Origin of the sequence: Panacibacter microcysteis, from assembly GCF_015831355.1 — a bacterium.
In the GTDB taxonomy this organism is placed as follows: Bacteria; Bacteroidota; Bacteroidia; order Chitinophagales; family Chitinophagaceae; genus Panacibacter; species Panacibacter microcysteis.
The window spans coordinates 1,146,450-1,159,025 of sequence record NZ_JADWYR010000001.1 but is presented as its reverse complement, the minus strand read 5'-3'; the positions used below and the strand labels follow the sequence as shown (position 1 = coordinate 1,159,025).

The 12,576-nt window shown below is 44.0% G+C and carries 12 protein-coding genes; 7 read left to right on the top strand and 5 right to left on the bottom strand.

Going from position 1 to position 12,576, the window contains the following annotated elements; all coding sequences use genetic code 11:
* Positions 1 to 24: 24 nt before the first annotated feature.
* Entirely contained in the window at positions 25 to 396 is a 372-nt protein-coding gene (locus I5907_RS04630) for a hypothetical protein (RefSeq protein ID WP_196989555.1), read from the top strand.
* Between the two features lies 1 nt (position 397).
* Here the strand turns inward: I5907_RS04630 and I5907_RS04625 are convergent, their stop codons facing one another.
* From I5907_RS04625 to I5907_RS04605, 5 genes are all read right to left on the bottom strand, one after another.
* Positions 398 to 1,063 (bottom strand): DUF1361 domain-containing protein, encoded by a 666-nt coding sequence (locus tag I5907_RS04625; protein ID WP_196989554.1) that lies wholly within the window; start codon positions 1,061 to 1,063, stop codon positions 398 to 400.
* Positions 1,060 to 1,461, bottom strand: a complete 402-nt coding sequence (locus I5907_RS04620) for a diacylglycerol kinase family protein (protein WP_196989553.1) — start codon at positions 1,459 to 1,461, stop codon at positions 1,060 to 1,062. The genes I5907_RS04625 and I5907_RS04620 overlap by 4 nt, the downstream gene beginning before the upstream one ends.
* Positions 1,462 to 1,837: 376 nt before the next feature.
* On the bottom strand, positions 1,838 to 1,915 hold the full coding sequence (locus tag I5907_RS21985; RefSeq protein WP_428842556.1) for a hypothetical protein: 78 nt from the start codon (positions 1,913 to 1,915) through the stop codon (positions 1,838 to 1,840).
* 131 nt (positions 1,916 to 2,046) lie between these two features.
* Positions 2,047 to 2,346, bottom strand: coding sequence for a winged helix-turn-helix domain-containing protein (locus tag I5907_RS04610; RefSeq protein ID WP_196989551.1), 300 nt, complete (start codon positions 2,344 to 2,346; stop codon positions 2,047 to 2,049).
* Between the two features lie 27 nt (positions 2,347 to 2,373).
* On the bottom strand, positions 2,374 to 3,030 hold the full coding sequence (locus I5907_RS04605) for a hypothetical protein (protein WP_196989550.1): 657 nt from the start codon (positions 3,028 to 3,030) through the stop codon (positions 2,374 to 2,376).
* A 284-nt stretch (positions 3,031 to 3,314) separates the two neighbouring features.
* Here I5907_RS04605 and I5907_RS04600 point away from each other — a divergent pair, with 284 nt between their 5' ends.
* The 6 genes from I5907_RS04600 (at position 3,315) to I5907_RS04575 (ending at position 12,567) form a co-directional block, all read left to right on the top strand.
* Positions 3,315 to 4,589, top strand: a complete 1,275-nt coding sequence (locus tag I5907_RS04600; protein WP_196989549.1) for an MFS transporter — start codon at positions 3,315 to 3,317, stop codon at positions 4,587 to 4,589.
* A gap of 179 nt (positions 4,590 to 4,768) precedes the next feature.
* Positions 4,769 to 6,274 carry an alpha,alpha-trehalase TreF gene (gene treF, locus I5907_RS04595; RefSeq protein WP_196989548.1) on the top strand — a complete coding sequence of 502 codons (1,506 nt, stop codon included), beginning with the start codon at positions 4,769 to 4,771 and terminating at the stop codon, positions 6,272 to 6,274.
* A 52-nt stretch (positions 6,275 to 6,326) separates the two neighbouring features.
* Positions 6,327 to 7,346 carry a DUF3089 domain-containing protein gene (locus I5907_RS04590; RefSeq protein ID WP_196989547.1) on the top strand — a complete coding sequence of 340 codons (1,020 nt, stop codon included), beginning with the start codon at positions 6,327 to 6,329 and terminating at the stop codon, positions 7,344 to 7,346.
* A 94-nt stretch (positions 7,347 to 7,440) separates the two neighbouring features.
* Positions 7,441 to 8,979 (top strand): glycosyltransferase family 39 protein, encoded by a 1,539-nt coding sequence (locus I5907_RS04585; protein ID WP_196989546.1) that lies wholly within the window; start codon positions 7,441 to 7,443, stop codon positions 8,977 to 8,979.
* A gap of 155 nt (positions 8,980 to 9,134) precedes the next feature.
* A complete protein-coding gene (locus I5907_RS04580; RefSeq protein ID WP_196989545.1) occupies positions 9,135 to 9,554 on the top strand; it encodes a cobalamin B12-binding domain-containing protein in 420 nt (139 codons plus the stop codon).
* A 250-nt stretch (positions 9,555 to 9,804) separates the two neighbouring features.
* Positions 9,805 to 12,567 carry a DUF1553 domain-containing protein gene (locus tag I5907_RS04575; protein ID WP_196989544.1) on the top strand — a complete coding sequence of 921 codons (2,763 nt, stop codon included), beginning with the start codon at positions 9,805 to 9,807 and terminating at the stop codon, positions 12,565 to 12,567.
* The last annotated feature ends 9 nt before the right edge of the window (positions 12,568 to 12,576 follow it).

Below are 12,576 nucleotides of genomic sequence, written 5' to 3'. Positions count from 1 at the left end.
ATTCCTGAAAGTATAATACGGTATATGAAGTTGATAAAACAGGTGGACTTTTTTTTGCAGCTGTTGTTGATGGTAACGTTCCTCTTTTTTGTTGCTGCCAGTAAAGATGGCTTTGAACTCAACCTGCTGGCGGCATTGTTTATTACCGGTTTTTATCACCTGGTAAGCATGGTTGCACATGAAGTGTCCGGCTACTTTATAAAACGCGGCTCCGTAAGAAGGTGGTATCATAACATAAGCTACATAATAGCAGGGCTTAGTCTTTTTTTCAATTCAGCACCAGGCGTAATATACATTGTTGAATATGTAACTCCCTTCATGGCTTTTTTCTATACATGGTTATGTTACAAAGAGACTTTTGTATACCTGAAAAGGCCACTTTCTATCTTAAAGTAACTCAGCTTTTCTCCACACGCACCAGGCCTGGTATTTTCTTTACCGTAAAATACATGAGCGCAAGCAGCATGGCAAACGATACGGTAAACATCCACGCCTGTATATGCTCTACCGGCTCAGCTACATGGCTTAGCATGGTGTGTGCAATATCCCCAGGGTTGGTAATGATGTTCCAGCTATTGTAACGCTTGTAGCGTCCCAGATAAATACCATAACTACATAGCGTAATAAGCAATATCGTCAGCGGCAGGTGAAACATCGGCCTTATATGTTTTACAAGAAACCGCTCTACCTGCAGTAATGAAGTAATACAAAGTGCAATACCATTCCACGCACCGGAAATAACAATCAGCAGATCGAACCAGAAAGGAATGAGCGGCCTTTCCTCAAAGTGAAAAATATCTGTAATAATATAGGGTGCATTGGGTAAAAACAACAGCCAGCAGCCCAGCATCATACACGCTTTGAAATTAAACCTTTTAAACTTTGTAAGCCGCCTGCTGAATAACAGTGGCACAGTTGCCAGGAAAAGATTCCACGGATAAAAGAAATACAGCCTCTCACCAGTGTAAGCATAGCGCAAGCCAACCATACTTACCGTAAAACACATCGAAACAAAAATCATCTGCTCGAAGCCTGAAAACTTATTGATTAATCTGCGTATCATAACAATATTATTATTTTAGGAAAGAAAATAAAAGTACCCACCAGCAAACTGATAATTGAAACCCAGAGCACTGCACCCGCACTCATGTCTTTGATTATTTTTATGGCAGGATGAAATTCTCTGTGTACCACATCGCATAGCTTTTCAATGGCTGCATTGATCATCTCAAACGCAATTACCAGCCCTGTGCACAGCAAAATGATCAGCCACTCGGTATTACTGATGTTGAGTGCAAAGCCACCAAGAACCGCAGCCAGCGCTGCTCCCAAATGAAACCTTCCATTTCTGTCATACATAAAAAAATGAACAATACCATTAAACGCATATACAAATGCTTTTAAAAATGTGTTTCGTTTTCCGGTTATTACAAACCGTACATGAATGCCGTCTTTGATCATGTTGTTTTTATTAACTGTTTAAAAATGTGAAGTGATAATTATGAGCCCGGCAGTACAGCACTCTTCACCGTTCCTTGCGTCGCACTCTTGTACAGCATATTTTTATGGCAGCATGGTGCAAACAACGTGCTTTTATATACCATGCAAAAGGGTTGAAGCCGTACAAGGCCATACTGCCGGTTGCTCATAATCTTTGATTCTCCCCAAAGTCAACGTTCTCCAGGTAGTTTAGCGGGTTAAAACTTATTTTTAACTTGTTAGTACATGTTGCGTTACTATGCAGATCTGCGCACCTGCTCACCAATGCTTCAGCAGTACAAGAGTGCGACGCAACGGATGCTTCATACCTGTTCTGCAGCCTGGCTACAAAAAAGCCTTACACCATTTCCTGCGGTATTGCATCACTGCCATACCAGTTTACTTTACGGCTTGCATACATTACTATGGCCAGCACAATAAACAATGCCACGCTGCCTACCACCAAAGCACAAAGAAGTAAATAACCATATTCTTGCTATAAGTGAGATGACAGCATAGGTGTATTTTAAAAGCACTTTGAAATTCAAAGTTTATATGTAAAAAAAATTATTTGGTAGCTCTTATCATTTGCTCAAGTGCATCGAGGTGCTGCTTAAATGCCTTCTCGCCGGATTTTGTTGCGGTATAAGTGGTGTTGGTTTTGCGGCCTATAAAGCCTTTGTTCACCTTTATGTAACCTGCTTCTTCCAAAGCTTTCAGATGACTTGCCAGGTTACCATCTGTTACCTGTATCAATTCTTTCAACTGGTTAAAGTTTACTTCAGCATTTACCATAACAGCACTCATTATGCCGAGGCGCACACGGCTATCAAAAGCTTTGTTCAGATTTTCGATCGGATTTTTCATTTACTCTACCGTTATTTGTGCCTTTATTTATGCGCTGCTTCTTTCATACTTCCACCACATGATTGCACCGTAAATGATATGCAATACGCCAAAGCCCATTGCCCAAAAATAAATACCATATCCTACATACCACAGATTAATTATACCCAACAGGAGTAAGCCGAATGAAAGATACCGGAGTTCAGGAAGTGTGTATTTACTGGCATTGAGCACCGCCAGGCCATAAAAAATTAAACAGCCCGGCGCTATATACCCGTAGGCTTCATTTTCAATCAGTTTCAACAGGTATATACCACCAACAATCATTGGTATGGCTACATTGATCATTACCCGCCTTGCTGTAGAGCCCCATATGGGTGTATTGGTTTTCCTGCTGCGCAGGTATGTAAATGCAAAAGCCAGTACCAAGGCTGCAAGAAAAGTAAGTGCTGCTATCTGCATTAATGGGTTGCCCATATAAGCCGCCAGCGATATGGTGCTGTCATCGTTATGATGAATGGTTTTAAGATTGGCAATACTGCTGCGGTTATTGTCTATAATGCCATGCGCAAACCATGCACCAATAAGCGCACATATGCCGGCAGCTATACCGCTTAAACCACTAAGGCTTATAAAACGGCTGCTGCGTTCCATCATTTGCTTAATATCCTGCAGCGTATTTAAATGATGATTTTGATCACTCATAAAAGCACTTTGTAATTCAAAGTAATAAAGCAAAATCCACCTGTCAAAATTTTTTTTGTTGTTTGATGGTTCTTTAACAATTGCAGCAACTGCCAACGCGGCCAATAAACGGGTTTTATGGTCAGGCACTGTGTAAACCGCAACGCTGCAGCCGCCATAAAAACGGAACCCTGAACCGAGCGTGGCAACAGGCGATGCCACAAGGCCTGCAGCCGGTTACCTATTCCCAACATATTGCTTTAATAACTATCTTGTAAACTCTTTGTATACCACAAACGATTGCTATGCATAACTGGAAAATTAAACTCTCTCTTTTCCTTAATTATTTTGTGTTTGCAATTTTACTAAATAGCGTGGGCACCGTAATACTGCTCGTACAGTCAAGCTATCAAATTTCTAAATCGCAGGCCGCAGTGCTGGAACCTTTTAAAGACCTCAGCATTGCTTTTGTGTCTTTTGTAGTTACTTCTTACATTACCAAAATTGGTTATAAAAAAGCTATGCTCATTGCTTTGGCTGCAGTAACACTGCTGTGTTTTATTATGCCGTTTACCAAAGGCATTTTTATGATAGAGTTGTTGTTTGCAACCATCGGTTCAAGCTTTGCTCTTATTAAAATGTCTGTGTATGGCTCTATTGGTCTTATTACTAAAAGTGAGAAAGAACACCTGAGCATTATGAACTTTGTAGAATCATTTTTTGGTGTAGGTGTGGTTGCCAGTTATTTTATCTTTCCGTTGTTTATTAATAAAGCAAACCCTGCTTCCACAGAGTGGCTCAACGTTTACTACCTGCTGGGTGGTATATCGCTGCTTGCACTGTTGTTGTTACTCGCATCCCCGCTCGATGAATCTGCCGCGCATGAAAAGAATAAAACAACGGCTAACAACTTCGCCGGAATGTTCCGCTTACTGTTTACGCCTATTGTGCTTGTTTTTATTCTATGTGCATTTATGTATGTACTGCTTGAGCAAAGCATTATGAGCTGGCTGCCCACATTCAATAAAGAGGTATTACAGTTAAACGATGTACTGAGCATTCAAATGGCCAGTATTCTGGCAGGTTCCATAGCATTTGGCAGGTTTGTAACGGGTATTATACTTAAAAAAATCGGCTGGGTTGCATGGCTGATAACCTGTCTTGTTGCCGCGGCTTGTCTGGTATTGTATGCTATGCCGGCTATTCAAACGTTTATCAGCACGTTTAAAGGAACAAAAATAACGGCGCTGCGCGATGTGCCTTCGATTGCATTCATTTTCCCGTTGATCGGCTTTGTACTTGCCCCAATATATCCTGTTATTAATTCCATTGTTCTCAGCTCGCTCGAAAAACCAAAGCATGGTATCATGGCCGGCCTTATCATTTTGTTTTCTGCGCTGGGCGGCTCCTCCGGTTCGCTGATAACCGGCAACATTTTTGAACATTTTGGTGGGCAAACAGCTTTTTATTTTTCACTTGTTCCCATTGTGATATTAATAGCCGGCATCATCATTTTCAACAGGCTGCATAAAAAGAACGCAGCCTCAGCAGATTTTAAAAATATGGGTGGCGGGCATTGATTTTTTTATGGGTGGCGGGCTGCGGTTTTTTATGGCATCGTCCCTTGTGTCACTCACTTGTACTGTACAACTTTTGGCAACAACGATACTGCAGCACAAGATTTGCCAACCGCAGGCCTGCGCAGTATAGCGTACAGACAGCCTTTGAGAAACATGTTTAACCAGTAAAGCAAACATGTATGAAACAGAAAGAACTTTACCAGTACCACGAACTTTTTGATGCAGTACAAATGCAGCAAATATTCCCGGACGGAAAAACATTTACCGACTGCACCACGCAGCAACCACTCGAGGCAATCAACATAAAATACCAGTTGCATAAAAATGATCCCGGTTTCGATCTCGGTGCTTTTATAAAAAGCAACTTTTCCATACCAACACCGCCACAACAACATTATACAAAACGGGAAGAAAGCGTAACGGCACATATCAATAACCTTTGGAGCGTACTTACAAGAAGCGCAGATGATCAAACCAGCCACGCATATAGTTCCTTAATACCGTTACCCTTTCCATACATTGTACCTGGCGGTCGTTTTGGAGAAATCTATTACTGGGATAGTTATTTTACCATGCTGGGTTTGCAGGCTGCCGGCAGAACGGGTCTTATTAAAAATATGGCAGATAATTTTTCTTTTCTTATAGATCATATCGGTTACATACCCAACGGCAACAGGACCTACTTTCTAGGCAGATCGCAACCGCCATTTTACTCCTTTATGATCAAACTGCTGGCTGAAACCGAGGGTGACAGCGTGTTTCTGAAGTACCTGCCGCAGATGGAGAAAGAATATGCTTTCTGGATGCGCGGTGCAGACATGCCTGCCAACCAGCAGGCTTCGCACCATGTTGTAAAAATGCCCGGCGGGGAACTACTCAACCGCTATTGGGACGAGCACCACACACCACGCCCGGAGTCTTACCGGGAAGATGTGGAACTGGTACATACAGCTACAGATAAACCCGCAGCTTACCGCCATTTAAGGGCTGGTGCAGCAAGCGGCTGGGATTTTAGCTGCCGCTGGTTTAAAGATGTACACGACTTTGCAAGTATACACACCACAGATATTATTCCTGTAGATCTCAACTGCCTGCTCTTACACCTCGAAGAAACCATGCAGCAGGCGTATACCGCGGCAGGCAATACTGCGCAGGCAAATAGCTTTACCGAAAAGGCAGGCCAGCGGAAAAGCGCTATACAGCGTTATTGCTGGAATGATGCACTGCAATTTTATGTTGATGTTGATTTCATGGAAGGTGTACAGAAAAAATTATCAACGATCGCTGCAGCTTTTCCTTTGTATGTAAATGTTGCAACAAAAGAACAGGCTACCGCCGTTGCCGCGAAAATTGAAAAGTTTTTTCTGCAACCGGGCGGTGTGGCCACAACACTGGAAATGTCCGGCCAGCAATGGGATGCACCCAATGGCTGGGCTCCGCTGCAATGGGTAACAATAACAGGATTAAAGAACTATGGTTTCCGGGAACTGGCGGCGCAAATAGCACAACGGTGGATCGCTTTAAATAAAAGGGTCTACCGCCGCACCGGTAAGCTGATGGAGAAATACAATGTGTACAATGTTGAGCTCGATGCAGGTGGTGGCGAATACCCGTCGCAGGATGGCTTTGGCTGGACAAACGGTGTATTGCTCAAACTTATAAAAGAGTATGGAGAGCCTTTATAAATACTAACAGTTTTTTAGAAAACTTTGCTGCAATAAGTTTTATGTTTGGCTCATGCAAAAGCTTCTCTTCCTGTGTGCAGGTATTCTGTTGTATGCCTGTAATGCGGGCAGTAAAATTTCCTATACAGATTATCACTTCAAAGCTGTTGATGGCACACCCGATTACAGTAACCTCGATTACTGGGCAGCCCATCCCTGGAAGAAAGACCCGTCAGACAGTTTACCAAAAGCCCTGCGTAAAAATTATCATCCCGATTCTACTGTAGACGTTTTCTTTTTACACCCTACCAGTTACACCCAGCGGTCAAAACCTTTTGGTATGAATGCACCGGTAGATGATTCTGCTCTCAATCATAAAACAGATTATAGTTCCATACTTTACCAGGCCAGTATTTTTAACGAAGCAGGTCGTTTGTTTGCACCACGTTACAGGCAGGCAAATTACTTCGCTTATTTTCCCGGAGATTCTGCTGCATCTATAGCAGCATTTGATAAAGCCTACCAGGATATCAAAACGGCTTTTGAATACTACCTTTCGCATTACAACAATGAGAGGCCGTTTATAATTGCGGCACACAGCCAGGGTACCACACATGCAAAACGACTGATCAAAGAATGCATTGAAGGCAAACCTTTGCAGAACCGTATGGTGGTTGCCTATCTTGTAGGTATGCCCGTTGAGCCCGGTTATTTTGCTTCCATCCTTCCATGCACAAGCCCGCAACAAACCGGTTGTATCTGTAGCTGGCGCACTTTTAAAGAAGGGCACACAGATTCCTTTATCAATAAAGAGCCATACACCGCTATTGTTACTAACCCGCTTACATGGGATTCTTCGCAGGTAAGCGCCCCGCGTGAAAAAAATCCCGGTTCCGTATTATTGAAGTTCGACAGGCTACAATCAAAAGTTGCCGGGGCATCGGTTCACAATGGCGTGCTCTGGACAGAACCGCATTTCTTAGGTGCGTCGTTTATTAAAAACCCCAACTATCATATCGCCGATTATAATTTCTATTACCTCAGTGTAAGAAATAATGTACGCCAGCGCATCGATGCATTCCGCAAAAGATAATGTGTGGCAACCGCTCATATCAAAAACACCTGTGCAGGCATCTTTTACAAAAAGAAGTTGCGTATGCTGTTGTACCTTCCTGCAAACAAATTGCATGAAGCTCAGCAGGCTTTTATATTTACTGGCGTTCATTAAACTTGTTGCGCCCTTTTTTCTTCAACACGCTTCGTACCAGCCACACAGAGATGAATTCCTCTACCTGGCAGAAGGTAACCACATGGCATGGGGGTATATGGAAATACCGCCAATGCTCAGTGTATTCGCATGGTTAACGAATCTTTTAGGCGGTGGTATGTTCTGGATAAAAATCTGGCCGGCACTGTTCAGCGCATTTACCTTCCTGCTTGTTGGCAGGATCATACTTTCTCTGGGTGGCAGGGGGTTCGCCTTATTGCTTGGCTGGTTCCCGTTTATGTTAGATGGCTACATGCGTTTATTTTTCCTGTTTCAACCCAATTTCCTGGAGGTGTTTTTTTGGACTGCCACTGCATTTTGTATTATACGCTATATACAATTAAAAGAGAATAAATGGTTGTATATGTTCGGTGTATGTGTGGGTCTTGGCATGATGAGTAAATACACCGTAGCCTTCTACACGCTTAGCCTGTTGGGTGGTTTATTGGTTACACGCCAACGCGCAATTTTTCTAAACAGGCATTTATACATAGCAGCATTCATTGCCTTACTCATTTTCCTTCCCAATTTCTGGTGGCAATACGACCACAATTTTCCGGTTGTTGCACACATGCAGGAGCTTAAGGAAGAGCAACTGAAATACATCAATCCCGCAGACTTCATCATCAGCCAGTTTATGATGAACCTGCCATGTGTTTACATATGGGTGGCAGGTTTATTTTTTGTTATGTTGTCGCAACAAGGCAAACCTTACCGCCTGTTTGCATGGGCCTATGTGTTTATTATTGTACTGTTGTTGTACCTGAGCGGTAAAGATTATTATGCGCTGGGCGCATACCCCGTTTTGTTTGCGTTTGGTGGTTATTACCTCGAGCAGCTTACTGCAACAAGGTTTACCTGGGTACGCTACCCAATGGTTGCTTTCGCTTTATTGCTGGGTGCTTTTGCAATGCCGCTGGTGATGCCCTTGGCCAAGCCACAGCAACTTGCTGCTTATTATCACTACACGGGGCTCGATCAAACAGGTTCGTTCAAGTGGGAAGACCAGCAAATGCATCCACTGCCGCAGGATTTTGCAGACATGCTTGGCTGGAAACAGATGGCGCAAAAAGCTGCAGCCGTGTACCATGCTTTACCAAAAGAAGAGCAGGGTAAAACGTTTATTTACTGCCGGGGTTATTTCTCAGCCGGGGCACTCAACTATTATGCAAAAGAAGTTGGCCTGCCGCAGGTGTATAGCGATGATGCATCTTTCCTGTGGTGGATGCCCGAGACATACCCCTACAAAAACCTTTTGCTCGTTGCACATAATATGCCCGAAAAAGATGACATCGTTTTTCAGCAGTTTGAAAAAGTTACTGTAAAAGACACGCTTACGGTTCCATATTTCAGGGAGAATGGTATGCGCTACATATTATTCGAACATGCAAACGATTCGCTCAATGCTATTACAACGCGTGGCGTGGCAGCGTTAAAAAGCAAATTTATACGCAGGTAAGTAAGGTTACGGGCAGTAGTATGTTATGGCATCGTCCCTTGCGTCGCATTACGTTCATCTGCAACACTATGGGCAGCTGCAGTTTGCGGGTACGGTCACCACAAGTAATAGCAAGCAAAATTCTGCTACATTTGGGCCTTATCAAAAGCGGTTGCATGACTACAATATTAAATCGCCCTGTAAGAGTACTGGTTGCCAAAGTTGGCCTCGACGGGCACGACCGCGGTGCAAAAATTATTGCCACTGCATTGAGAGATGCCGGTATGGAAGTAATTTATACAGGGTTGCGCCAAACCCCTGAAATGGTTGTTAACGCAGCATTGCAGGAAGATGTGGATGCTATTGGCGTAAGCATTCTCAGTGGTGCGCACATGACGGTATTCCCAAAAATTCTGCAACTGATGAAAGAGAAAGACATGAACGATGTATTGCTTACCGGCGGCGGCATTATTCCTGATGATGATATGAAAACACTGAACGAACTGGGCGTAGGCAAACTCTTTGCACCCGGTGCCGCAACCACAGATATTGCCGGTTACATTAAAACCTGGGTAGCAGAACACCGCGACTTTTAATGCGTCACAGTTTGCTTCGCAGGGGGCCTGCAAAGTTTCCGCTTCTATCTTCGCGTTTGTTGAGTAAAGTTTCAACAGTACAAGAGTGCGACGCAACAGGCGCCCAACCAATGCGGTAAAGCACGGCTCATCATTGGCTGTTTATTCTTGATACGCATGTGCAGTTTTTTAATAAGTTAAAAAAGTACCACAACAGGCCAATACAGAAACAGGTGGCGCTGAGAGTTTATGTAACTTTAAACGTCACATTATGCTTAAGCCATTGAATAAACGATTAGCCGGCGTTATAGCCGCACTTGCTGTACTTATTTTGGTAAGTGCATGGATCATCAGCGGTAATAACCACACCGTTGATTTTAGTACAGAAGTAAAGCCCATCATTAATAAGCATTGCATTACATGCCATGGTGGTGTAAAAGCGAAAGGTGGTTTTAGTTTATTGTTTCGCGAAGAAGCGCTGGCAAAGACAGCATCGGGTAAACCAGCCATTATTCCCGGAGACGCTGCCGCCAGTGATATGATTCGCCGCCTTACGCTCGATGATCCTGAAGAGCGGATGCCATACCAGCATGAGCCATTATCAAAGCAAGACATTGAAATATTGCGCAACTGGGTTAACCAGGGTGCAAACTGGGGCGAACATTGGGCTTACACACCATTGAAGCCGGTTGAAGTACCGCAACAGAAACGTTTTTTTGGGTTACTTACATCAAAAAGTGCGTGGGCTCAAAATGACATAGATTATTTCATAGAGCGCAGATTCCGGGAAGCAGATCTTCAACCTTCACCACAGGCAGATAAGGCAACGTTGCTCAGGCGGGTAAGTCTTGACATTATTGGCATGCAGCCTTCAGATGCACTTGCGCAGCAATTTTTAAACAGCAACGACCCCAAAGCTTATGATGCATTGGTAGATTCTTTGCTTGCATCTCAACATTTTGGTGAAAAGTGGGCCAGTATGTGGCTGGATCTTGCGCGGTATGCTGATACAAAAGGCTACGAGCGCGACGACAGCAGGAGCATCTGGCGGTACCGAGACTGGCTTATCAACGCATTTAATAATGACATGCCGTATGATTCTTTCCTGATCAGGCAAATAGCCGGCGACCTTTTAAAAAACCCTACTGATAACGATTATATTGCCACAGCCTTTCACCGCAATACCATGACCAATGATGAAGGTGGAACCGACAATGAAGAATTCAGAACGGCGGCAGTACTCGATCGTGTAAATACAACCTGGGATGCATTAATGGGCACTACGTTCAGTTGTGTGCAATGCCACAGCCATCCGTACGATCCTTTTAAACATGAAGAGTATTATAAGTTCATGGCTTTCTTCAACGACACGAGAGATGAAGATACGAATGCAGATTACCCGCTGTTACGTATGTATGATAACGATACTTTACAACAGGAACTTTCAGTTGTTGTAAACTGGGTAAAGCAAAATGTTTCTGCAGAAAAAGCAAACGAGGTGTATACCTTTTTAAAAACATGGCAGCCATCTTACAATTCGCTTACCTGCGATAGTTTTACCAACAGTGAATTAAACGATACCAAGTGGGCCTCATTCCGCAACAATGCTGTATGCCGGCTAAAAAATGTTGATCTTACCAATACTGACCGGCTGGTATTCCGCTACCAGGGTTGGGTACCCGGTGGTGTTTGGCAAATACATCTCGACAGTGCAAACGGCCCCGTAGTAGCCCATACAACCCTTGCTAAAACCAACGACTGGCAGATTACAGAAATACCGCTGAAACCTGCTGTTGGTGTGCACAACCTGATATTTACTTATGTAAACAATAACCTGCATAAGCCTGCAGATGCGGGTGTTTTATTAGACTGGCTTTATTTTACACAGGAGTTTCCCGGGAAGGAACGGCAAGGGTATAACGATACAAAGAAATTATACTGGAAGCTGCTTAAAACAAATGTGCCCACCATCCCCGTCATGATGGATGACCCTGCGTTTATGCACAGGGCCACTTATGTTTTTGAACGTGGTAACTGGCTTGTAAAAGGCAACAAAGTAAAACCCGCTGTACCAGCATCGTTAAACGCGTTGCCCAAAGATGCACCGCAAAACCGCCTGGGGCTTGCATTGTGGCTTACAGCAAAAGACAACCCGCTTACAGCCAGGACAATGGTAAACCGTGTGTGGGAGCAACTGTTTGGTACCGGTCTTGCAGAAACGCTGGAAGACCTCGGCACACAGGGTGTTGCGCCAACACATATGGAATTATTAAACTACCTCTCTTACAGGTTTATGCACGACAGCAGGTGGAGCATGAAGCAGCTCGTAAGAGCAATGGTTACCAGCGCCACATACAGGCAATCTTCAAAAGTTACACCGCAGCTGCAGGCAAAAGACCCGGAAAACAAATACTATGCAAGAGCACCAAGAGTGCGGCTTACTGCAGAGCAGGTAAGAGACCAGTCACTTTGCATCAGTGGTTTGCTGAGTAAAAAAATGTATGGCCCCGGTGTTATGCCATACCAGCCCAAAGGCATCTGGCTTTCGCCATGGAATGGTGCAGAGTGGGTGCAAAGCACAGGCGAAGACCAGTACCGCAGGGCCGTTTATACATATTGGAAACGTTCGGCTGCTTACCCTTCCATGTTAACTTTCGATGGTGTGTCCAGAGAAGTTTGTACAGCACGCCGCATACGCACCAACACACCTTTGCAGGCATTAACAACGCTCAACGACTCTGCATATATAGATGCTGCAAGAAATTTTGCCTATCGGATGCAGTCAGCAGCAGGCGACGTTACAACACAGATCAGCAAAGGGTTTGAGATGGCTACATACCAGCACATCAATGAACGCAGTTTAGCTGCGTTGACAGGTTTATACAATAAAGCTTTGGCGCAATTCAATAAGAACCCTGAGAAGATTTGTGAGATGACAGGCGGTATGGGCAGGCATACAAATGCGGCAACGGCCGCATTGATTGTTGTTGCAAATGCGATGCTGAACCTGGATGAAGTGGTGACAAAAAATTAGTGGCAAATA